This window comes from Shewanella sp. LC6, assembly GCF_006385735.2.
In the GTDB taxonomy this organism is placed as follows: Bacteria; Pseudomonadota; Gammaproteobacteria; order Enterobacterales; family Shewanellaceae; genus Shewanella; species Shewanella xiamenensis.
The window spans coordinates 602,916-626,257 of sequence record NZ_CP043902.1 but is presented as its reverse complement, the minus strand read 5'-3'; the positions used below and the strand labels follow the sequence as shown (position 1 = coordinate 626,257).

Here is a 23,342-nt window from a genome sequence, read left to right as displayed (position 1 = left end):
AAATGGTTTCGCTAAAAACTACACTTGGACAACAAGATGCGCGAAGCCAATATCCTACAACATTCTTTACACCAATACTGCCCAGAACTTCACCTAAAACGATTAAACAGCTTGATGCTGGCCTCTAAGGCACTGATTGAATGTAAGACACTGACCTTGACTGAGTTAGGTCGAAATTTACCAACCACGGCCCGAACCAAGCACAACATCAAGCGCATTGATCGTTTGCTCGGCAACACGCATCTGCATCAAGAACGGTTAGCTGTCTACCAATGGCATGCCAGCCTCATCTGTTCTGGTAACCCTATGCCGATTGTGCTCGTCGATTGGTCAGACATCCGAGAGCATAAACGCATCATGGCTCTGCGCGCCTCAATAGCCTTCAATGGCCGCTCTATTACCCTGTATGAGAAGTCCTATCCCCTATCAGAACAATGCTCTAAGGCCTCCCACAACGGTTTTTTAGCGGACTTAGCCAAGATTTTACCTTTGCATGTTACCCCTCTCATCGTGACTGACGCGGGGTTCAAAGTGCCTTGGTACAAAGAGGTTGAGGCGCATGGTTGGTTTTGGCTAAGCCGTATTCGCGGTACAGTTCAATTTGCAGATATTGGCGCTGAAAATTGGCGTGCAGTTCGCAGTACACATGACTTGGCCAACGGTCAAGCGAAGAGCCTGGGTTGTAAGACCTTGACCAAAACTAACCCTATCAATTGCCATCTCACGCTTTATCGTAGCAAACCTAAGGGGCGTACAAATCAGCGTTCAACGAGGACTAATTGCCACCATCCATCGGCAAAAACGTACTCAACATCGGCGAAAGAGCCTTGGGTGTTAGCCAGCAATTTACCACCAGAATCTCGGAGCCCAAAGCAGCTGGTAAACCTGTACGCCAAACGTATGCAAATAGAGGAAACCTTTCGTGACCTCAAAAGCCCGGCATACGGCTTTGGCTTACGCCAAAGTCGTACCAACAGTCCAGAGCGATTCGACATCATCCTACTGATAGCGTTGATGGTTCAATGCCTGTTGTGGCTAGTTGGTTTACACGCACAGCAACAGGGCTGGGATAAGCATTTTCAGGCCAATACCATTGGGCATCGAACGGTACTCTCAACGATTCGCTTGGGATTGGAGGTGCTCAGGCGGCCTGATTATCAAATCACGGAGAAAGAATTGCTGGCGGCCTGGGTATTATTCGCCAATCAGTTGCTCAAATATGGCTATGCTATGGCTGATTTATGAGGGGATCCTTCAGCGCTATACAGCAAATGACTAATCCGCCACGCCAAACTAAGGCTATCGCAGGCCAGTACTGCTGCTTGATAACCATATGGTCAAAACAGAGCAGGATAGATAACACTAATGCAATGACGGCAAGTAGCAGTCTAGCAATGTGCTTGTCTTGATTTATTTTTACGCCAATAAAACGACTTTCTAACTCAGAGTCCTTAAATTGGCGGGTCCTCGTAAGTAATGTCTGTTTTTTCTCATTCGATAATGCCTTCATAGCGTAATAAATTCTCTTTTTAAAATTTTTGGCCTCTAAAGGACTATTGTCATTACAACTGATAATAAAGAGACGGTGATTTGGATCTAATACTTCAATCGATACTTTTAGCCATTTTGGTAGAACGCAATGCAACCAAGTTAAATATTAATATTTTCAATGCATTAAGCTCATAAACCTTCTTCATACACTAGAGGATTCAACTCACTACATATGTAACATGTGATCGCTATTTTTTATTGTGAGCTATACAACGTAAATTCGTCAAAAATAAAGTGAGAAAGTTCGGGCATACTTTTACGCCAGAACAATGACTTAATAGCCTCAGAGGCTAAAGGATATACCATCCCCTCGAGGTCGCCGCAGGACATTAGCGTTAGTAGCGTGAGCAAGTCGTGGCCTTATCTTGTATCTGCTCCAAAGGGTAATGGAGAATATCAGCATGATATATGGAAGATCTTTGACCATGCACTTCACGACATTCAGTCATCCTGACTATTAGATGCCAGATAATATTAGTCAAATCAGAGACAAACCTCTGACGCGATAGCATTCTCACGCTTAATGCTCAAGGAGCTTTCAACTCCGTGAGGGGCGTCTTGGCTGCGAGTGAAAACATTAGCAAGGAGGATATGCTTAATCGAAGTAAGTTGAAAATCAGGAGGGTGAAGCTCCACAATTTTGACTTTGCGATTAAATAATGTCAGCTAAATTAGGGCGTGTTGACGTTTCGAGATTGGATTTTGTTCGTTCTGGCAAGCACATGCTCGTGAAACGAGGAATGATGTGTCGTTATTCTACTCAAATGACGAGCGGCTCTTATGACAGAAAGTAAGCGCAAGCACTTACCAGACGAGCCCTTCGGGCAGCATTTGGCTGCAAAAATAACCCTGAAACGTCAACACGCCCTAGGCACTCAAAGAAGTAAATCAATCCCAAATCACAGTGATAAAACTACCCTCCTAAAGCAACCTTCAGATTGATCCCAACTACCCATATCATCGTAATCCTCAATTGCAAATACCATCCACCAGAGTCCACTTAATGCAATTACGGCAGCAATCACAGCAGCAATTACAACACTTCCATACGGTTAGGCTGATTTTAGGCGATCAGCTTAATGCCCAGCATACTTGGTATCAGCAAGTCGATCCCAAGGTGCTGTATTTAATTGCAGAGTTGCATCAAGAAAACACCTATCTGACCCACCATGTGCAAAAGATTTGCGCGTTTTTCAGTGCCATGCCGCAGTTTGCCAGCGAGCTTGGCGCGGCGGGGCATCGAGTGCGTTACCTCACCCTCGACGATACCCAAGACTTTGCCGACCTCAACGCATTGCTAGAGTATTTTGTCGCCGAAACGGGGGCGATTAAGTTTGAATATCAACGGCCTGACGAATATCGACTCCTAGTGCAATTAAGCCAGTTGAAGTTGGCCAATGCCGTTGTGAATTGCGTCGATACTGAGCACTTTTTATTACCCTTTGACGAAATTGATAGGGAATTTCCCCAAGGGCAACACAGGCTGATGGAGCATTTTTATCGGCGAATGCGCAAAAGATTCAATATCTTAATGACAGATGGCAAGCCCGTTGGTGGGCAGTGGAACTTTGATGCGAGCAACAGGCAAAAGCTTAAATCCCAAGATATTAAATCATTACCCACACCCTTGATGTTTGGCCACAATGTGCAAGACATTCTCGAGCGTCTTCAACGCCATGGGATTAATACTATGGGCAAGGCGGATACGCATTTACTCTGGCCGATAAACCGCGCACAAAGCCTCGAATTACTTCAGTATTTTTGTGAATACTGCCTGCCCGCCTTTGGCCGGTTTCAAGATGCGATGACCCAGCAACATCCGGCGCAGTGGAGCCTGTACCATAGCCGGCTGTCCTTTAGCCTAAATGCTAAACTTATCAGTACATTAGAAGTAATCAATGCGGTGATTGAGCACTATCATGCCAATCCTTTTATTGAGATAGCTCAGGTCGAGGGCTTTGTTCGACAAATCCTCGGCTGGCGTGAGTATGTGCGCGGTATCTATTGGGCCAATATGCCCAACTACGCCAACATTAATGCCCTCGAGGCCACGCGCAAGCTGCCCGACTACTTTTGGCATGGTAAGACTCGAATGAATTGCCTGCACCACGCCTTATCTCAGTCACTGGATTTTGCCTATGCCCATCATATTCAACGCTTAATGGTGATTGGCAACTTTTGTTTATTGACCGAAATCGCCCCCGATGAAGTGGATAAATGGTACTTAGGCGTGTATGTGGATGCGATTGAATGGGTCGAAATGCCCAACACTCGTGGCATGGCGCTATTCGCCGATGGCGGCATCGTCGGCACTAAACCCTATGCCGCAAGCGGCAGTTATATCAATAAAATGAGTGATTACTGCGGCAGTTGTCATTACAAGATAAAAGAACGTAGCGGCGAATCAGCCTGCCCATTGAACAGCCTGTATTGGCGCTTTATGGATAAACACCGCGCACAGCTCACCCATAATCCACGCATCGCCATGCTTTACCGCACTTGGGATAACACCGAGGAGTCGGTTAAACAGGCGATGTTGGCCACTGCGGAACAGCATCTAGCGCAACTTGAACGGCTATAACACTGAGTATTGAGGAGAAAAGCCATGCATATTCTAGTACTGGGCGGCAGCGGTGGTATAGGTCAAGCGATGGTCAATAAGCTTGGCGAAACCTATCCCGAAGCCACTATTCATGCGACCTATAAACAGCATCGGCCAGATACTGGGCGAGACGATGGCGTTATCTGGCATCAGTTGGATATCACCCTTGAGGAGGAAATTAAGCAACTGAGTCAAAATATCCCCCAGTTAGATTGGCTGATTAACTGTATTGGCATGCTGCACACCGAGGATAAGGGGCCAGAAAAAAGCTTACAGACCCTCGATGGGGACTTTTTCCTGCACAATATCCAGCTAAATACGCTGCCGAGTATGATGCTGGCAAAGCACTTTGAACCAGCGTTAAAACGCAGTGCGTCGGCAAGATTTGCGGTGATTTCGGCGAGAGTCGGCAGCATTAGCGATAACCGCTTGGGTGGCTGGTACAGTTATCGAGCCTCGAAAGCTGCGCTGAATATGTTCCTCAAAACGCTATCGATTGAATGGCAAAGAAGCATCAAACACTGCGTGGTGCTGTCACTGCATCCCGGCACCACGGATACGCCACTATCCAAACCTTTTCAGCAGAGTGTGCCCAAAGATAAATTGTTTACACCAGAGTACGTAGCCCAGTGTTTAGTGGGCATTATTACCAATGCCACCCCAACTCAAACAGGGCAATTTTTGGCCTACGATGGGGTAGAACTGCCTTGGTAGCGAGACAAGCGTTTAGCACTGATACAGATAAACCTTGGCACCTCTTAACCCTGGCAAAAGTAGGCATAATTGATGCGGCCGCCCTGCTCCCATACGGCGGTCCAGCCGTTCACATCGCTCATATAGCTAAAATAAATGGCATGGGATTCAAGGCAAGTTTCTTGGAAGGCAGCTTTATTGTCGTTAATAAACTGCGCCGAAGCCGCCAAAATATCACTGCACTCCTCATCGTCGGCAACTAACCAGATAAAGTCCTCGCGGCAATCATCCCTCGCAACCATCTCTTCGGGGGAATATAAGTCCAGCTTTTGCTTGAGTGTTTGCCACTGCTCGGGCGTGATATTGCAGGAGATCGCCAGTTTATCAAGCACCCCGGCACCGCCCGCCCAAAAGGATAAATCAAAGTCTAACAGCAGCGGATCGGGTGCAAAGTCCAATAGATTTTCAACCACTTGCAAGCTTTTAGCTAAATCGGCATCGGGCCTGCAATAACGCACCTCAACACCATCATACTCACGCATTCCACGCCTCCTTCCTTGAGCGAATGCTCGTTTACTTTAGCGGCCCGTTTCACTCACCGGTTTCTTTAATAACTTACGCTGCAAGGTGCGGCGGTGCATACCCAGTTGCCGAGCGGTAGCCGACACATTGCCCTGATTAGCATTGAGCACCTGCTGAATATGTTCCCACTCCAGCCGTTTAGGATTAAGCGGTGAGTCGTCAACATCATCTTCTTGCAAGGTATTAGGGTAAGCATCAAGCTCAAAGGCAGCTAGCAGGGTTTGGGTATCGACGGGTTTAGCCAAATAGTTATCCGCGCCAAGACGAATCGCCTCCACCGCGGTGGCAATGCTGGCGTAGCCCGTCAGTAGCACCATCACCACTTTGGGTAACAAATTACGCAGCGGCACAATTAAACTCAGGCCGTTGGCCTCGGCCAATTTCATATCCAGCAGGATATGGGTTGGGCAACACTCACGCGCCACCAGCAGGGCACTACTGGCATCGTGACTTAAACGGCATTCAAACCCATGGCGAGTCAAACGCCGCGCTAAAATACCTGCAAGCGCTTGATCATCTTCAATAATCAATAGCCGTTTCATACTGTTTCTCCAGTTGGCACTTTAGGCGCCAAGAGTGTAAAACGAATTTGCGCCACTGTGCCGCCTTGGGGATGATTTGCCAGAATAAGCTCCGCGCCTAAACGCTCCAAGCTAGCATGGCTCAGTAACAAGGCTACGCCTAAGCCTTTAGGGCTTTCGATTAATAAGGTGCCTAATTGTGGCAATAATGAAGGGGCGATACCCGCGCCATAATCACGGATCTGCAAATAAGCCTGCCCCTCGCTTGGCGAACAATCGACGCTAATATCCACCTGCGAAGTACCTATGGTTTCGACACTGGCGCGGGCGGCGTTTTCAATCAAGGCCATAATCGCGGGGGTTAAGCTCATATCGGTTAAGATCTGCTTTTCTTCTAGCAGCTTAGGCTCACAGGTTATCAACCAATTGAGTTCTGTTTGCGGCATCAATAACTGGGTTTTCTGCTTTAATCCAGCCACCAGCTCAGTGAGATTTTGAGGCCGCTGACGACGGTCACGAATCGACTCGGTCGCCAATCGCAGCTCCGCCAAGGTGTGCTCACAACGCCCTAGTGCAGTTTCCATTTCAACTAAGGTTATTGAGGGTTCGGGGGTTTCTTCCCTTAATTCATCGAGCAATAAATGCAGTGTTGAGAGTGGCGTCGCTAATTGATGGGCCATTTGCGCCGATACAGTGCCGAGCGCCACTAACTGTTCCTGCCGCAGTTGTCCTTCGCGCATATAGGCAAGCTGCGCATCCTGACGGCGCATGCGTTTGGCGATCAGCGCCACACTGGTGGTAAGCACTAAAGCTGAAATCACAAAGTTAAACCACATGCCTAAATAGTGGGAACTCATATCCATGCCGTGGTGCTGCATCTGCGACTCTGGCACGGTAAAAATCATCAGGCTATAGGCAAGCGTTGATATCGCGGTCAAGCTCCAAGGCGCCCAAATAGGCAATGTGACCGCAGCCAAGGCGATAGGTAACAATAATAGCGAAATAAACGCATTGGTCGCCCCGCCCGAAAAATACAGCCAAGAAATCCAAAACAACGTATCCAGACTCAGGGCAATAAACAGGCCGCGCTCTTTCGCAAACAAGGGTTTACGTAATGCTAATGTGAGCGAAAGATAGAGCACCTCCAGCACAAACACGTGCATGAGCGGCTCCATTTGCAAACTCAGGCCAAAGGTATCGGCGGCAAACAACGTCAAACCAATTTGCAGCAATAAACCTAAGGTGCGCAGCAGCGCGACTTGGTCGGCCGCTTGCAGATTCGCTCCTAAAATTTTAACCATCATTATTCCTTAAGCTTAAGGCCAGCAGCCGCAAGTGCTGCACTGGATTGAGCGAGCGCCTGATTAAGCCCTGCGCTAAATTCCAACTCAGAATAAATGCCCAGCGCCGCTAAACGCCCGCAACTTAAGGTGCAGTTCTGCGGCCTTTTAGCGCTATCCATCGGTGTCATTTCTGGAGTTAAATGCGCAGTATCAATTGCCAATAACTCACCTAAGCCCAGTAGCATTTGGTACTTAGTCATGGTTTGCGGCGCACTAAAATGATAAATCCCTGACACATCGGCAGCATGTAACTGCCGCTTGATCAACTTAGCGATGGCGCCAGCAATATCCGCCGTCGAGGTCGGCGAGCGAATGGCCCAAGCATCTACCCGCTGTGGCCTGCTATCTAACAATTGATTGATTAACACTAATACCGCAGATTCGCTCAGTTGAGTCACTTCGCCGTAGAGGATCGGTAAACGTAATACCGCAAAACTGCTGTCGGTATTCAGCACACAGGTTTCGCCCTGTAATTTAGACTCACCATAAAAGTTAACCGGATTGGGTGCGGCATCTTCGGCATAGGGCGGCGTTGTGCCATCAAACACATAGTCGGTTGAGATATACAGCAGCCAAGCTCCATGCTGTTTAGCGGCCTTAGCAAGGGTTTGGCTAGCGCTCAAATTCAGCGCCAAAGCCTGCTCAGGCGAGTGCTCGGACACATCGGGGCGACGCTCTGCGGCGCAGTGCACGATAACCTCTGGCCGTTCGTGGGCAATAAAGGCTTCTACTGCAACAGTTTGGGTTAAATCGAGTTTATGGATATTCGCTTCGGCGCGGCTAAAGCCGGTGGCAATCACCCGATGCCCTGCGGCAGTTAACTGTTTAACGACCGCCCTGCCGAGTAATCCGGTTGCGCCCGTCACCATAATATTTGCCATATTGTCCCAAACTCCTTAGCCACCCATTTGGCGGATAATTCTAAAAGCTTTTCATATTCAACGCACTTGTTTACTCTTATTTGCCCGTACTTAAGCTGATTTGGGTTTATCCCACTCGACCTGATTAACAACAAAAGGCTGAATTTGACTCAAGCACTTCCCCTTATCCTCGCAGGCCCGATGCTGCGCCACTGCGATGCCTCGTACTTTACCCTCTGGTTTGTGAGCCGCGAGCCATTGACTGAATTACAGCTGGCCTTAGGGGAGCAAAGCTATGGGTTAGCAGAGGAAGAAGTGCATTGCATCCCACTCGGCAAGCACGCCTTTCAGTATTTGATTAGTGTGTCGCGACCTACACTGCTTACGCCTGAAACGGCTATTCCATACCGCGTTTCGGCTAAGGGGATTGGCGATATTTTCAATGGTGTCAATGGATTGCACTATAGCGGTGCCGACTCACCCCAGGTTTACTTTTGCACCGAACTCAAACAGGTATGGCATGGCTCATGCCGCAACCCCCACCACCATAGCGAGGATGCCTTAGTCGCCGCCGATACTAAGCTAGCAACACTTATCGATAAGGATTCGCAGCAGCGCCCAGCCCTGTTAATGCTCAGTGGCGATCAAGTTTATGTGGATGATGTGGCTGGCCCCATGTTATGCGCCATTGGTCAGGTGATCGAAAAACTCGGCCTGCACCATGAAGCCTTTCACGGCGCCACTATTGCGGGAAGCGAGGCAATCCGTTATCAAGCCGATAGCTTGTACTTACGCCATAAAACGCTGCTGCCACGTACCGAATATCCCGCCAAAACTGCGCTTTGGCGCTGGTATGTCAACCATCCGATATTTACCTCATCCATCGCAGAAAACCATTTAGTTAGCCTGAGTGAAATGATCGCCCTATACCTACTCACTTGGTCGCCCGAACTATGGGAGTTGGTTGATTTACCCAAGGATGTCGACGGTCTCTCTGCCGCCAACAAGCTGCGGTGGCAAAAAGAATGGCAAAACTTACTGGCCTTTAAAGCGGGACTCACTCAGGTTAGGCGCCTTATGGCGCATATCCCTGTGTATATGATGTTTGATGACCATGATATTACCGATGATTGGAATCTCACCGCCAAGTGGGAACAAGCCGCCTACGGTCATGCATTTTCTAAACGAATCATTGGTAATGCCTTGATTGCCTATACCCTATTCCAAGGATTAGGTAATGCACCGGATAAATTTAATGCCGAGGTTCGCCCAAAGTTAGATGCGTTTTTCAATCGCCCCGATCCTAACACTCAGGATGCCTTGATTGATCTCTTACTGACATTTGAGCAATGGCATTACAGCTTAGACACCTCACCCAAGCTGGTTGTACTCGATACTCGCACCCGCCGTTGGCGCAGTGAATCGAATCTCGCCAAACCCTCGGGCTTGATGGATTGGGAAGCCTTAATGGATTTACAGCAGGCGCTACTGGGTCAATCTAAGGTCATTATCGTCTCGCCCGCGCCGATGTTTGGTGTCAAAGTGATTGAGGCGGTGCAACGCATGGCCACTTTTATGGGCGCTTCGCTGCTGGTTGATGCGGAAAACTGGATGGCGCATCCGGGCGCAGCCAATGCTTTGCTAAGCATCTTTATGCACCGCAAGACCCCAGAGCAATTTGTGATCCTCTCGGGGGATGTGCACTATTCCTTTGCCTATGACATCAGCATTCGCTTTCGCCGTAGCAGCCCAAAGATTTACCAAATTACCTGTAGCGGGATTAAAAACCAGTTCCCCGAAAAACTGCTGCCACTTTTCGACAAGCTCAATGGTTGGCTTTACGGCCACTTCTCACCATTGAACCTATTTACCAAGCGAAAGCGAATGTCATTACGGGGCAGACGGCCAAATGGAGAACGGAGCAAGCGTTTAGTCAACCGCAGCGGCATCGGCATTTTGGTATTAGCGGATAATGGCGAGCCCACAAAAATTGCCGTATTACATGGGGATATGAGCGAAACTCGGTTCGAACCACCGAGGCAAGAATAGTTTATTGCAACGGTTCAACACGCTTTTCAACCACTGCCGAATTAGCTGGCGTTATCATGCTATCTTCTTGCTTGGGCAAGCTTTGATTAAATAGCTGTGACTCGGGGCGCTTTGGCGGCGAGGTATTATCTAACATCTGATCCCAAATGACCTTTGGTGAGGATGACGATCCGGCTTTACTCTCATCCTCCTGCATGATTTCTGCACTTGGCTTTTTGGGTTCGATTACCGCACTCGCTTTACGGATCTCTGTTGTCAACTCATGAACATAAGGATGTTTCGTCCAGTTACCAACATACATGGCGCCTAAAAGCACTGCGAGACAGAGCAAAATTGAAATGATTGCAGATTTGGTCATGCTATTACTTCCCTCAAACAACCAATACAAGACTCCTTACTGCTAGCGAGCGTAATTCCGTCTGTATTCTTATCATCGCTGAGAAAACCACACAATCATATTGCACTAGCCCACTTTTTTCATTGTGGCAATAATGCTTTCCGCTGACTAAAGCGTTAATCCATCACATTGAATATCGTGCGTGCGACCACTGATTGGATCGACAAAACGTAATCGCTGCGCTAAGAGTTGTAGTGGCTTGGTAAAATCATCCGGCCCTTTAGGTAATAATGTCGGATAAAAGCGATCATTTAATAATGGCATACCAAGACTTTGCATATGCACCCGCAATTGGTGAGTTTTACCGGTAATAGGGCTTAAATGAAATAAACCAAACTCGCCTTTAATCGCAACCAAGCTTATCTCCGAGTGAGTATTTGCCATGCCTTCAACTATTTTCATAGTAAAACTGGGTTCGCTGCGTTGCATGCGATTTTTGACCGTCCAATGCTTTGGTAAAGTTAATTCGCCACTGGCATATTGTGCCAAAAGTTCAGGGGTGAGTTTGGCAATCGCTTGATAATCTTTACGGATCGCATCATCGATAAATAGCTGATGATAAATATGCCGCGTCTCTGGGCGAGTCGTCATCAGGATTACGCCAGCGGTTTCCCGGTCTAACCTGTGGGCAGGGGCGATAGTGTCTATCCCAGTGCTTAAGCGTAAACGGTGCACTAGGCACTCATTCACATAATCACCGCTGGGGGTGACGGGTAAAAAATGCGGTTTGTAGGCCAAGATAAGGTTGTCATCTTGAAACAAAATCGGCGACTCGAAGGGGACTTTCGCTTCCACTGGGACTTCACGGTAGTAATATGCCCTCGCCGTTGGGCGATAGGCGGTATCTAATCCAATCAAGCTACCGTCTTGCCAATGCACTTTGCCATCGAGGATGCGCTGACGCCAAACCGCTTCGCCAATATGGGCATAATGCTCGATCAAAAAAGAAAATACGGTTGGTTTATCAACCACTTCTAGGGGGAGAACCACAAAAGAAGGTTGGGCGGCACGGGCGGTTTGAGTCATAGAAACAACTAGCGGCGATAATGAGCCGCTATTTTAGCCTTGGTGTGGTTTTTCAGTCCACATGGGACTTGATAAGTTGCAATACAAAATCCATGGTTTTATGGCAGTCGGGCTGATTCACCAACACCAGCTTATCGCGGTTATACATGGGCAGCACTTCTAACCAACGTTGGCTAACCCAAGCCGCATCCTCTAAATGCACTTGAGAATACAACTCCAGTAAGTCAGGATTTACTTCATAAAACTGTTCAAGGGCAGCACTGATCAGTTCGAACTCCCCTTGTATCGGCTCTTCCTGCCAATTTTGACAGGGCAAAGTGCGGGACATCCACAGCTTATCTTTTGCTTGCGCCGCGGAGAGAATGCTAACCCTTTGGCGCCCCTCTAAAACGATGCTGAGGGTATCATCTTCTAACTGATTAAAATCGATAATCTCGCACTGTGTCGCAGTCGGATAACAGGGCGGATTGCCGCTGGGCTTACTCGCCGCAAACGCCAAATCGTATTTGCCTTTTAACACATCCGCGACCATGCGCAATTGGCCCGGTTCGACCACGCGGACCTCAATCCTTCCCTGTGGCAGCAACAAGGCATCGCGCATAATTAACGCCATTTCTCGTGTTTGCATAGCAACCTCCTGCCCACTGATACAAGAATGTGCTCAAAAATCAGCCACACCTTATTAATTTAGAGTGTAGCAGGAGAAATAATTTCCTTCCTAAAGTCGCTGACGGTAAAAAGCATTTAGGCCGAGTTTACCCCTCTCACCCTACAGCGGCGCTAAGTGTGCTGCGATATTTCCCTTTGCATACACTTCGGCAAATTCGTCAGCAAGCCGCTCGCTTAAGGCAACAGAACGGCGCCAATACTGCATCCGCTGCGCAGTATCCAGTTGTTTAAAGTCTTCACGGTCGGGCACCTTACCAAAAGGCAGTGACGCCACAAACTCCGCCGAAGGCGCAAGTATTAAGGCGTTATGGTAATTGGTGCGCGCTCGGCGCCAGGTCAAGGATTTATCGAACCATCCAGGGCTCATATGGGGATAAAAATGCGGGTACAGGTTCAATCCCATAGTATGGGATAAGGGCAAATCGAAGTGATAGTCGGTGATGCCGCCATCATAGTATTGCCCCGCGGGCGCGCCATCAATCCGTGAGACTGACGCAAGCACTAATGGAATAGATCCCGTTGCCAACATCACAGCATCCATATTGGCCTCGGTGAGCCTCGCCTGTTGGCTGGGTAAATCGTCAAGTTGCTTAAAAGGTGATGCTGCCACTTGTTGGCTAAACACCACCCGCTCGAAATGCCAGCCCAAGGTTTTGCGGCTAATGAGGTTGGTCGCTGCCGCCATCGCCAGCCCAGCCGCTAATGGCAATTTATGGCTAAGACGATTGATGTGTTTAGCGCGGCAGGCAATTAAGTGACTGTGAATAAAGGGATGATTGACTATCTCGCGCCCACCCGTCTCGCCAAGAATTCCTTGGACTATGCCCTTTACCTGCTCGCTCACCGCATGCGGTGTCGGTATCGTTTCATACCGTTGGCCAATGTAGTAATCCTCTAAACGTGCGTAGGCTTGTAGTGGATCCTGCTGTGCTAAACAGGCTAAACGCCAGGCGCCAGAGGATGCCCCTAAGGTGTATAGCGGCGTTTGCCTATCTTTAAAAAATTCAGCAAAAAGATACTTATCAAGCCCCGCAATCCCTAACCATTTGGGTCCACCGGATGCCGCCAATAGTTGTGTAAAAGCATCGGGATGCAGACCTTGCTCCCTGATAATGTTAAAGGCCGTAGGACCTGCAAGAAAGCGTAATGCGGGCAAAACTTAACTCCTTAAAGTGCCTCAAACCTGAGGTTTACTGCCATTAAAACACAGCCGCCAAGCGCGATAAACCTTCAGCAAACCTAATGGATCTAGATGATTTTATTCACTTAGCCAATCACATGAGCAGTGGCAACATATTCGACTAGCTTTAAATGATTATCTAGAACAGTAAGCTCTGAGTTAGTTCTTTTCCGTCTAAATGTAACAATTGTTACAGTGATAACCTTCACCCTATCGAATTGTTACTTTCGTTGGTTCAATGTTTTCGTTCCAGCTTAAGGTTAATCCACATTGAGAGGTTTTATGCGTCCAGCCGTTATCGCATTAGCAGTATCTTCAACTTTGGTTTTTCCTGTCGTACACGCAGAAGAACAGGCCAGCAACGTTGAGAAAATTGAAGTCGTCGGCTCGCGGATCGCTCTGCGCACCGCAACCGACAGCGTTGCTCCCGTCGATATCATTACCGCGGAGCAACTCGAATCCACAGGTATGACCGAAACTGCTAAGGCGCTGCAATTTGCCGCGCCAAGTTACAGTTTCCCCTTCTCATCGGTGACCGATGGCTCAGATGCGGTGCGTCCTGCCAGCTTACGCGGCCTGTCGCCTGATCACACGCTAGTACTGGTAAACGGTAAACGCCGCCATGGTTCAGCGCTGGTGCATTTAAGCGGCACTGTCGGCAAGGGCTCATCTAACGTCGATTTGAACGCAATCCCGATGACCTCCATTAAACGCATTGAAATCCTGCGTGACGGCGCCTCGGCACAATACGGCTCAGATGCGATTGCCGGTGTTATCAACGTAGTCTTAAAAGACAACGACCAAGGCGGTAGCGTCTCAGCTCAAGCCGGACAAACCTATCTGGGTGACGGTGAACAATGGCGCGTTGGCGTAAACCACGGGATGAGTTTTAACAACGACGGTTTTGTGAATATTGGCGTCGAAGCCCACCATAAAGACAGCACCAACCGCGCTGGCTTAGATCCACGCCAACAATATCCTAAGCTGCCAGACGGTTCGACTGATCCGCGTGAAGCGACTTTCAACCGTAAGAGCCACCAAGTGGGCGACGCCGAATACGATAACTTAGGCTTATTTATCAACGCGGCGCAGCCTTTCTCAAACGACAGTAAACTCTATGCATTTGGTGGCATTAGCCAACGTGAAACCAAATCCGGCGCATTTTATCGCCGCGCGCTCGATGCCCGTAACTTGACCGAGCTTTATCCCGACGGCTTTTTACCGCAGATCAATCCTAAGATCATCGACTCATCATTCGTGTTGGGCTACGAGTTCAATCTCGGCGAGTGGAATATTGATACTTCAGCGGGCTATGGCGGAAACTCGTTCGAATACAACATTGTAAACACCCTAAACGCATCACTCGGCCCAGATAGCCCGACGGAATTCGATGCGGGCACCCTGTCCACCAGCGAAGCAAACCTGAACATCGATATCTCGCGCTACTATAACTTTGCCAATGACTCAGAGATCTTAGTGGCAACGGGTGTCTCTTGGCGCCAAAACGGTTATCAGATTGACGCAGGCGAACCGGGTTCTTACATCAATGGCGGTTATGATAACCGTGCAGCGGGCAGCCAAGGTTTTACCGGCTTTACACCTGAGTCAGAAGTCGATGAAACTCGCGACAATACTGGTGTTTATGTTGAGCTTGAAAACCAATTAACCACTGAGTTTTATTGGGCAGCGGCGCTACGTTACGAAAACTATTCAGACTTTGGCGGCAACACCAGTTGGAAGCTCGCGGGTCGTTACGACTTCACTGACCATTTAGCGCTGCGCGGCACAGTAAACACAGGCTTTAGAGCGCCGAGCGTACAACAGCTGTACTTCAGCAATATCTCGACCCTGTTCAATCCTGATCCGACTACGGGCCAGTTAGTGCCTATCGAATCAGGCACCTTCAACACCTTATCACCAGTCACTAAGGCCCTTGGCATTAACGAACTCGACCCAGAGCTGTCGCAATCCTTCAGCTTAGGCTTGGTCTACACCAATGATACGGGTTTAGCGTTAACCTTGGATGCCTATCAGATTTCAATCGATGACAGGATTATCCTCTCAAGCTCAGTGACGCCAAACGACTCACCCGCAGTTGCCGCGGCGCTGGCCAATACCAATGCAGAATCGGCGCGCTTCTTTATTAATGCCGTCGATACCCGTACTCGCGGCGTCGATTTAGTAGTGAGCCAAGATTTTGATATCGGCTCTTGGGGCGATTTACGCGCCAACTTGGCGTACGCCTATAACAAAACTGAAATCCAAGATATTCATTTCCCTGAAATTTTGGACGGACTCGGCCCTAAACTCTTCGATAATATCGAACAAACCCGCATGACCTCGGCCACGCCGCACAATACGGGTAACCTAGGTCTGACCCATGAATTAGGTGACTTTAAGACTAACATTCGCCTCAGCTATTTCGGTGATTACACTGTGGGTTACTCAACGGGTGATGTGAATTACAGCGACCAATGGGTGATGGATTTATCCGTACGCTACGCCGCAACCGATGCTTTAAGCTTCACCGCTGGTGTGCAAAACTTGTTTGATGTGTATCCTGAAAAACGCCCAGATGACAATAACTTCAATGGTATTTTCGTCTATCCATTAACCAACACGCCGTTTGGCTTTAATGGGGGATACTACTTCCTCGAGGCTAAGTACACTTACTAAGCCGCAAACCATCAAAACAGGCCATTTATGGCCTGTTTTTTTATATCTATCGCTTATGTTCTAACGGCGGTGAACTGATTATAATCTTTACAATTCACTCATTTACTTACGCCATATCGAGTACCCCATGATTGTAGATACCTTAGCTAATCGCCATATTTATCAATCACTCAGTCCACGCATTGCCACGGCATTAGCACATCTTGCCAGCACCGACTTTAGCCAACTGCCCGTTGGCAATTATCCCCTCGATGGCGAGGATATTTTCGTGATCGTCAATGATTACCACACCAAGCCACAATCGACGGAACCCTTTGAAGTACACCAAAAATACATCGATGTGCAGTATGTGGTCAGCGGCGAAGAAGAGTTTGGTTATCTGCCATTGGCCGACCAAACACCCTCAAAACCTTATTTTGAAAAGCACGATTACGCCGAGTTCGATTACGAGTCGAATAAAGCCAACGCCTCCTACATTCAATTAAAGGCTGGGATGTTTGCGCTCTTTTTCCCTGGCGACATGCATATGCCCGGCACGAGTGATACACCGACAGCGGTGCGTAAAGTCGTGATAAAAGTGAAAATCTAAAATCTGAGTCAACAATGCCTAAGTTTTGACAAAAATAGCCGCTTAAGGCGCAGCGATATGCGCTTTGGCTATTTCCGAATCCGACGAAATATTGTTAAAATTGCCACAAATTTAAAGGAGAGTCCCTGAAATGCCTATGTACGTTGTCGGTCACAAAATCCCCGATTCTGATTCAATCTGTGGTGCTATCGCGTTAGCTTATCTCAAAAACCAAATCGGTGAAGAAGCCGTTGCCGCACGTTTAGGTGAGTTATCACCCGAAACCGCTTTTATTCTGGAGCGTTTTGGCTTTGAAGCACCAGAATACAAAACCAGCTATGCTGGCGAGCAGGTCTATATTGTTGACCACTCTGAACTAACTCAAGCACCAGACGATATCGCCAAAGCGACTATCGTGGGGATTGTGGATCACCACAAACTAGGCGATCTGACCACTGATACGCCATTAGAGTGTTGGATCCGCCCTGTTGGTTGCAGCAACACGGTCATTAAGATGATGTACGACTTTTACCAAGTCGCCATTCCTAAAAACATCGCTGGCATTATGATGTGCGCCATCCTAAGCGACACTGTGATCTTCAAATCACCGACTTGCACCACAGCTGACATTCGCTGCGTTGAAGCCTTAGCCGAAATCGCAGGCATCGAAGATTTTAAAGCACTGGGCATGGAAATGTTCAAAGTAAAATCGGCAGTTGAAGGCACGCCAGCACGCGACCTCGTGATGCGCGACTTTAAAGACTTCAACATGAACGGTAACTTAGTCGGTATCGGCCAATTAGAAGTAATTGATCTGTCAGTATTTGATGCAATCAAAGCCGAACTAGAAGCCGATATTAAAGCACTGAAGGCTGAAGGTAACCGCCACAGCGTACTGTTACTGCTGACCGACATTATGAAAGAAGGCTCAGAACTGTTAGTGGTTTCTGACGATGCCGATCTGATTAACCGCGCCTACGGTAAAACTCCAGTTGATGGCAAAGTGTGGTTAGACGGTGTATTAAGCCGTAAGAAGCAAGTTGTACCACAACTGCAGGCCGCTTTCGCTTAGGCGACCATTAAGTCGTAATGCCTAAAAAGCCGAACTGAGTTCGGCTTTTTTGTGCCTTCGATATGCTCCATTCCATAAAATCAGTATGAAACTTTGCTCATAAAGCTACCCTAAATTTGGCAGTGCCGAGTAAGATGGGATGATTCATTCACGCTCCCTGTTTTCATCATGCCAGAAGTCTTACAACACCTTATTACCGAAATGACCCCTTGGTTGCAGCAATACGGTTATCTGCTGCTGTTTATCGCTATTGCCGTCGAGGGATTTGGCATTCCAGCCCCAGGACAATCCTTACTCATTGTTGCCAGTTTACTGGCGGCTACGGGGCAAATGTCACTGTCATTAGTTTTGATCGTAGCCAGCGGTGCAGCCCTGTGTGGCAACACATTGGGTTATTTTATTGGTCGACGCTTTGGCGAGGTATTGCTGCGAAAAGGTTGGATAAAACCCAAACTAGAAGACAAAATTCATGATGTGATTGGCCAGTATGGCATTGCGGCCTTAGTGCTCAGCCGTTTTGTCGAAGGGCTTAAGCAATTTATGTTTATAGGCTGTGGGCTGGCCAAGATGCCTTTTAAACAATTTGTGATGGGCAACCTACTCGCCACCAGCATTTGGGTGACTCTTTTTGGTCTAGGGCCAGTGTTAATCCGCGATGAAATCGCACCAATACTCGCGTTTTATCATCAACATAAATACCCTACATGGGCGATCGTTAGTCTGTTGCTAATCTCGTTACTGCTGCTAAGTTGGCGTAAATGGCAAATGAAAAATCAATAAAGTGCGCACTTCCATATGCTCATTTTACCGCCGAGATTGTGGTAACCCAATTGTAGTAATGAGTTACTCATTCTCAACTTTAGGTCGAGGTGGCGTTTCCTCTAGCGGTTGATGCTCATTCGCTGGATTAGCCTGTGGCGATTCTTCCTTTACACCTTCCCGCGGTGGCAATTCCAAGGTTGATTCTGTCTTTATCGGTACTGGAGGCTCTGGTTGCTGTGATGGGTTTTCAGCTTCAGCAACAGGTTCAACAATAACCACAGGCTCGTCTGGAGTACTCGTTTGGCCACTGGTTGTATTTGTGGCTTCAGGCTCTGGCGCAAGGGCGGCTAAATCTTCATTCGCTGGGCTTTCAACCGCATGTTTAGGCAATTGATTTCGATATAAATCAATCATACCCATCACCTCGGACAGCGCCTTAGCGTGATCCGACGTTAAGATCCCATTATGCCCAGAGACAATTTCATCGGACACAGCGAGCACCCAAACCGCCTGCATATTGGCATCGGGACAGGTCTGTACACTGCGCCTTGCCTGTAAGCGGGCTCGAATTTTCCAGCCCGAATGCGGCAACGTCATCATACAACCGGGAAGCTGATCGTGAGCCATTAATGCTGAAGGCATTTTCATCGGCGTAGCACAGTTACCGCCTGAACATTTATCGATATCATGGGTTATTGCCCAAGAGTTACCCAGTGCCCGTTCGCCATCTTTTATGTAATTAAACGCCTCTTTTACCGCAAAATCGCCCTTAGATTGCAACACCACCATACTCGGTTTTTGCCTATCTAAGCTCATCAAAGTATCGAGCGGTTTAAAATCCTGCGCTGGCGCTGCTGGGTTTAACAGTAAGAATAGATTCGGGTTATCTTGCTCAGTATCGATAGCCGCCTTAATTCTATCTTTGCTGGCGTGCAACACGACTAAGCCACCAAGACTATGACCGATAACGGTATAACGCAGTAACTGATGCTCAGCGACCAATCCATCCAATTTATCCAGTAACTGCGATAAACCCGTTTGCCCTATGCGTTTTGCTACGGCTTTACGCTGCAAAATAGTCGGGAAATCCAATGGTTCAATCCAACTAGTAGCATCATCTGAACCATCGAGCCAGAAAGGATCGTACTTATCTCCCCGCCAGCCGATGTATAAGCCGAGCAAGTTTCGTTGAGAATCAGAGGCCGCCATTTGCTGATAAAACTGTTCGAAAGCGACAAAGTTTTCATCCTTGGGATTGGCACTGTGGTGCCAGCCATGGACAAAAATCAGCAACTCAGGCGCAGTGCCATTATTGGGTTGTAAAATCCGCGCCTTAAGCGCTTGCCATTGTCCATCATTGTGGGGCTGGCCTTGATCGTTAAATTCAATCACATGCAGATTTTGCTTGGCAGTATCAGGGCCGGGCATGTGGTAGGCTTGATCGGGAATAAAAGGAAGCAAAATACCGAGGGACAACAACATTAAAAACAGTAACTTGTACTGGGTAAACTTCTTAAGGCTCATTTATGACAACTAAATTGTGGCCAGACTAGGCCAATAAAGACACGCTGCAGGGGCTAACAGCAAATTGGCCAAATTATACGCTAACCCCAGATTCCCAGCTAGAGCGGAAATAGCCTTTTATCACAGTGCTCACATCAATCTTAGCGCCATGTGTCTGGTAATTTCACTTGGCTCCAAAGATCGGCGCACAATGGCGCGGTGTGCTGCCACTGACCACTCCCTATCCATTTCACTAAAGCATCACCGACTTGCGGATAGGCAATGGGATTTGGCGATGCGGCCTTAAGCCAACGCTTAACCGCGCTGATATCTAAGCTCATCATACAGTCACCCGCCCCCAATAATTGTAGCGCTGCCACATTCGATAGCTGCTCGAATTGACCAATCAGCGGTTTGACCAACAACTTTTTACCTAAGGTCAGCGCCTCACTCGCCAGCTCAAATCCCGCATTGCCGATGACACCACCGCAGCTCGCTAAATGCTGTTTAAATCCATCACGGTTAAACCCATGCCATTGAATATGATCGGCAATGCGTTTGGTAGGCTGCTTGGCGTGATACACCAAAAACTGATAATCCGTAAAAGGCTTAAAAAAGTCGGCAATCACATCCGCCTCTTCGAAGGGTAAATACACCAATATTTGATGGGTATGTTCAATAGGGCTGACATCCACTTCGACAAAGGGAGGCAAGATCGGAAAACCAAAATGATGCCAATGGCATCCTAAAGCCACATCCACCGGTGCAAAGTAGTTGAGTAGTAACTCATTCAACCAAGTGCTTCCCAATTTAGGCACAGGATGAGTCAAGGCAGCTTGATGACTTATCCCAATCGAGGGGACTCCCTGGCGCCTCGCCGCCCATGCGGATATGGGTTCAAAATCATTTAGAACGAGATCATAGCAACTCAGATCCAGCGCTTGAATATCCTTAAGCAACGATAGGGAACAATTCTGCTTCACCGTTTGCGTGATATTGACTCGCCCTGAGTGCGTAGCAAAAGTCATCCCTGCTTGGACGCGATACTCCCCAAAACACTCCATATCGAAAAAATCTTCAGGCTTGCGTCCCGAAAACAAAAAGTCGACTTGAATATTGTGCTCAACTAAGGCCTTTGCCATCACTCGAGCACGACTTAAATGACCATTCCCTGTGCCTTGCACTCCGTAGAGTATTCGCATTGCTTATCCTTTAACTGTGAATGAAAGAGTGGTGAATCAAGGAGGTATCCAACGAATGAGTGCCTGATTGTGTTAAATCACGGGATGCACAAGCAAAACAGCCCCCGTACCTAACAGAACACCGGCGACAATATCTGAGGGGTAATGCACTCCAAGCGCAATACGCGAGCCACCAATACAGAGCGCCCATACGTAAGCAAAAGGCGCAGCCACGGGATACACCTGCGCCACACTTGTGGCCATCACAAAGGCGGCCGACGTGTGTCCCGAAGGTAGGCTAAAACGATCTGAGGGTTCAAAGCCGCTTTCAAACCCAACCAAGGCATGACAGGGTCGAGTACGGCGAATGCTATTTTTGAGTAATATGTACAACGGCAATTCAATCAAAAAACTCGCCAACAGCAGATTGAACAGGTTCTGCCCTTGGGAGTGCGTCAGCATCAACCCAACAGAGAGATACAGATACACATGCCCATCTCCAGTTGCCGATATCCGCTTCGCCCAATCATAAAAGCCATGACGCTGGCTCAAATCCACAATGTGGTAAAACATGCGCTTATCTAAGTCTGTAATGTAACTCAACATAAAACAGGCTCCTTGCTGGCATGCCAGCGAGTATCATGACGATGTTAATGAGTGCATTCTCTCGACACCTGTTAGCGTCTGCATGTGTTAACGCCCTGTCAGACGACTATTTCACGATAGAACCCCACGCTAAACCTACGAAAACTTAAACAGAGATGGCTTAAGTGCTCAGTGTTAAGGTGAGACTAAGAACTGCCGATGACGGTAAAGTGACATCAGGCCTAAAGTTTTATGACACCTGTGGCGAAAATGGTGAGGAATGAAGCTATCAATTGGAGCAAGAGGGAAAACGTACGGGGAGAATACAGTGCTGCCCAGTTGCTATGAACGGGCAGCACTGTCAGAAAACCTTCAAGCGACAGCTTGTTCCAGCGCTTTAGCGCGGTAAATTTTCGTCAAATGGTAAATATTGATACAGGCAACAAAGGCGTTCATCCCCGCAACAGGCCAGGCTGAAATAAATACGCCATAGATAACAAACAAGGTACAACCGACAAAGTTTAACCATCTTAACCAGATGATATTCTTCATCATAAGTGAAATTGCCACCATTACTGAGGCAAAATAACCAATAATTTCAATCGTGTTTACAGCTTCCATAGGCACCTCTCGAAGGCCCTCTACCGTCCATAAGCGTAACGGGGGGTCCTTGCCCCTAAAGCAAATTAAGTTAAGTAAGTTAATTTAAACTTGGGATATAATACCAAAACGCGCAACAGAGTTGTAATAAAAAACCGTTATTTAATGACTGATATCAAGTTTTGAGGATAAACACCTGTTAAGTGACGAAAGTTTACAACATAAGTGTTAACGTCCAAGTGCAACAATACCGTGATTGATAACACTTTTCTTTTCAGGAATCCCTTTTATACTGGCGTAAACTCGCTAAACTGTACGCAACGCGGATCAATAGGAGTGTAAATATGGAATACAACACCTCAGAACTATGTGACATGTACTTAGATGTCGTAGATGTAGTCGAGCCCATGTTCAGTAACTACGGTGGTTGTAGCTCTTTTGGCGGTTCTATCAGCACCATTAAGTGCTTTGAAGACAACGGCCTAATCACCGAGGTCTTACAAGAAGATGGCCAAGGTAAAGTCTTGCTGGTTGACGGTGGTGGTTCATTACGCCGCGCCCTGATCGATGCATCTATCGCAGAAATCGCAGTCAACAACAACTGGGAAGGCATTATCGTTTACGGTTCAGTACGCGATGTGGATGCGCTGGAAGAATTAGACATCGGCATTCAAGCCCTTGCTTCAATTCCTGTGGGCGCCGATGGCAATTCAGTGGGTGAAGTCGATATCCCTGTCAACTTTGGCGGCGTGACCTTCCTCCCTGGCGATCATATCTATGCCGATAACACTGGCGTCATTCTATCGCCAGAACCACTCGATATCGAGTAATGCTAAATAACATCGAAAGAAAGCCAGCTAAGCTGGCTTTTTTATTGGCAGATACCATTAAGTACCATTGAATATTCGTCCTTGGGTACGCC

22 protein-coding genes are annotated in these 23,342 nt (G+C 47.9%); 9 read left to right on the top strand and 13 right to left on the bottom strand.

Annotation, left to right across the window (positions count from 1 at the left end; all coding sequences use genetic code 11):
• Positions 1 to 36 precede the first annotated feature (36 nt).
• Positions 37 to 1,245 carry an IS4-like element IS10A family transposase gene (locus FJD32_RS02900; RefSeq protein ID WP_001206290.1) on the top strand — a complete coding sequence of 403 codons (1,209 nt, stop codon included), beginning with the start codon at positions 37 to 39 and terminating at the stop codon, positions 1,243 to 1,245.
• On the opposite strand, the gene FJD32_RS02895 is transcribed toward FJD32_RS02900, so the two are convergent.
• The gene (locus FJD32_RS02895) at positions 1,229 to 1,510 is read right to left on the bottom strand and encodes a hypothetical protein (RefSeq protein WP_088586601.1); all 282 of its coding nucleotides are present in this window, start codon (positions 1,508 to 1,510) and stop codon (positions 1,229 to 1,231) included. The two genes, FJD32_RS02900 and FJD32_RS02895, sit on opposite strands and share 17 nt — an antisense overlap.
• A gap of 1,044 nt (positions 1,511 to 2,554) precedes the next feature.
• On the opposite strand from FJD32_RS02895, the gene FJD32_RS02890 reads away from it, so the two are divergent.
• Together FJD32_RS02890 and FJD32_RS02885 are read left to right on the top strand one after the other, a co-directional pair.
• Positions 2,555 to 4,132 (top strand): cryptochrome/photolyase family protein, encoded by a 1,578-nt coding sequence (locus FJD32_RS02890; protein ID WP_088586600.1) that lies wholly within the window; start codon positions 2,555 to 2,557, stop codon positions 4,130 to 4,132.
• Positions 4,133 to 4,156: 24 nt separating this feature from the next.
• Positions 4,157 to 4,867, top strand: coding sequence for an SDR family oxidoreductase (locus FJD32_RS02885; RefSeq protein WP_088586599.1), 711 nt, complete (start codon positions 4,157 to 4,159; stop codon positions 4,865 to 4,867).
• 44 nt (positions 4,868 to 4,911) lie between these two features.
• Here the strand turns inward: FJD32_RS02885 and FJD32_RS02880 are convergent, their stop codons facing one another.
• From FJD32_RS02880 to FJD32_RS02865, 4 genes are read right to left on the bottom strand one after another with little or no spacing between them, the layout of a single operon-like run.
• Positions 4,912 to 5,388, bottom strand: coding sequence for a hypothetical protein (locus FJD32_RS02880; RefSeq protein WP_122040775.1), 477 nt, complete (start codon positions 5,386 to 5,388; stop codon positions 4,912 to 4,914).
• A gap of 36 nt (positions 5,389 to 5,424) precedes the next feature.
• Positions 5,425 to 5,970, bottom strand: coding sequence for a response regulator (locus FJD32_RS02875; RefSeq protein ID WP_037428969.1), 546 nt, complete (start codon positions 5,968 to 5,970; stop codon positions 5,425 to 5,427).
• Positions 5,967 to 7,250, bottom strand: a complete 1,284-nt coding sequence (locus tag FJD32_RS02870) for a HAMP domain-containing sensor histidine kinase (RefSeq protein ID WP_088586598.1) — start codon at positions 7,248 to 7,250, stop codon at positions 5,967 to 5,969. Before FJD32_RS02870 ends, FJD32_RS02875 begins: the two co-directional genes overlap by 4 nt.
• 2 nt (positions 7,251 to 7,252) lie before the next feature.
• Entirely contained in the window at positions 7,253 to 8,173 is a 921-nt protein-coding gene (locus FJD32_RS02865; protein ID WP_140907885.1) for an SDR family oxidoreductase, read from the bottom strand.
• Positions 8,174 to 8,353: 180 nt separating this feature from the next.
• Between FJD32_RS02865 and FJD32_RS02860 the strand changes: the two genes are divergently transcribed.
• On the top strand, positions 8,354 to 10,201 hold the full coding sequence (locus tag FJD32_RS02860) for an alkaline phosphatase D family protein (protein ID WP_140907886.1): 1,848 nt from the start codon (positions 8,354 to 8,356) through the stop codon (positions 10,199 to 10,201).
• 1 nt (position 10,202) lies between these two features.
• Here FJD32_RS02860 and FJD32_RS02855 read toward each other — a convergent pair whose 3' ends face one another.
• The 4 genes from FJD32_RS02855 to FJD32_RS02840 all read right to left on the bottom strand — a co-directional run bounded on the left by FJD32_RS02855 (position 10,203) and on the right by FJD32_RS02840 (position 13,449).
• Positions 10,203 to 10,559: a hypothetical protein gene (locus FJD32_RS02855; RefSeq protein ID WP_140907884.1), complete on the bottom strand. Its 357-nt coding sequence runs from the start codon at positions 10,557 to 10,559 to the stop codon at positions 10,203 to 10,205.
• 147 nt (positions 10,560 to 10,706) lie between these two features.
• A complete protein-coding gene (locus FJD32_RS02850) occupies positions 10,707 to 11,624 on the bottom strand; it encodes a pseudouridine synthase (RefSeq protein WP_140907883.1) in 918 nt (305 codons plus the stop codon).
• 52 nt (positions 11,625 to 11,676) lie between these two features.
• Positions 11,677 to 12,252, bottom strand: a complete 576-nt coding sequence (locus FJD32_RS02845; protein WP_140907882.1) for an LON peptidase substrate-binding domain-containing protein — start codon at positions 12,250 to 12,252, stop codon at positions 11,677 to 11,679.
• Positions 12,253 to 12,393: 141 nt separating this feature from the next.
• Positions 12,394 to 13,449 (bottom strand): alpha/beta hydrolase, encoded by a 1,056-nt coding sequence (locus tag FJD32_RS02840; protein WP_099457363.1) that lies wholly within the window; start codon positions 13,447 to 13,449, stop codon positions 12,394 to 12,396.
• A 306-nt stretch (positions 13,450 to 13,755) separates the two neighbouring features.
• Between FJD32_RS02840 and FJD32_RS02835 the strand changes: the two genes are divergently transcribed.
• From FJD32_RS02835 to FJD32_RS02820, 4 genes are all read left to right on the top strand, one after another.
• Positions 13,756 to 16,149 (top strand): TonB-dependent receptor, encoded by a 2,394-nt coding sequence (locus FJD32_RS02835; protein WP_047536654.1) that lies wholly within the window; start codon positions 13,756 to 13,758, stop codon positions 16,147 to 16,149.
• A 127-nt stretch (positions 16,150 to 16,276) separates the two neighbouring features.
• Positions 16,277 to 16,738: a YhcH/YjgK/YiaL family protein gene (locus FJD32_RS02830; RefSeq protein WP_011624946.1), complete on the top strand. Its 462-nt coding sequence runs from the start codon at positions 16,277 to 16,279 to the stop codon at positions 16,736 to 16,738.
• A 130-nt stretch (positions 16,739 to 16,868) separates the two neighbouring features.
• The gene (locus FJD32_RS02825; RefSeq protein WP_055647626.1) at positions 16,869 to 17,789 is read left to right on the top strand and encodes a manganese-dependent inorganic pyrophosphatase; all 921 of its coding nucleotides are present in this window, start codon (positions 16,869 to 16,871) and stop codon (positions 17,787 to 17,789) included.
• Between the two features lie 168 nt (positions 17,790 to 17,957).
• On the top strand, positions 17,958 to 18,569 hold the full coding sequence (locus FJD32_RS02820; RefSeq protein WP_037422677.1) for a DedA family protein: 612 nt from the start codon (positions 17,958 to 17,960) through the stop codon (positions 18,567 to 18,569).
• A 63-nt stretch (positions 18,570 to 18,632) separates the two neighbouring features.
• Here FJD32_RS02820 and FJD32_RS02815 read toward each other — a convergent pair whose 3' ends face one another.
• The 4 genes from FJD32_RS02815 to FJD32_RS02800 form a co-directional block, all read right to left on the bottom strand.
• Entirely contained in the window at positions 18,633 to 20,075 is a 1,443-nt protein-coding gene (locus FJD32_RS02815; RefSeq protein WP_055647627.1) for a hypothetical protein, read from the bottom strand.
• A 140-nt stretch (positions 20,076 to 20,215) separates the two neighbouring features.
• Positions 20,216 to 21,256 carry an MJ1255/VC2487 family glycosyltransferase gene (locus FJD32_RS02810; protein WP_088586592.1) on the bottom strand — a complete coding sequence of 347 codons (1,041 nt, stop codon included), beginning with the start codon at positions 21,254 to 21,256 and terminating at the stop codon, positions 20,216 to 20,218.
• A gap of 72 nt (positions 21,257 to 21,328) precedes the next feature.
• Positions 21,329 to 21,841, bottom strand: coding sequence for a phosphatase PAP2 family protein (locus FJD32_RS02805; RefSeq protein WP_088586591.1), 513 nt, complete (start codon positions 21,839 to 21,841; stop codon positions 21,329 to 21,331).
• Between the two features lie 351 nt (positions 21,842 to 22,192).
• Positions 22,193 to 22,441 carry a YgjV family protein gene (locus FJD32_RS02800; RefSeq protein ID WP_011073879.1) on the bottom strand — a complete coding sequence of 83 codons (249 nt, stop codon included), beginning with the start codon at positions 22,439 to 22,441 and terminating at the stop codon, positions 22,193 to 22,195.
• Positions 22,442 to 22,764: 323 nt separating this feature from the next.
• Between FJD32_RS02800 and rraA the strand changes: the two genes are divergently transcribed.
• Positions 22,765 to 23,250, top strand: a complete 486-nt coding sequence (gene rraA, locus FJD32_RS02795) for a ribonuclease E activity regulator RraA (RefSeq protein ID WP_037422666.1) — start codon at positions 22,765 to 22,767, stop codon at positions 23,248 to 23,250.
• Positions 23,251 to 23,342 lie beyond the last annotated feature (92 nt).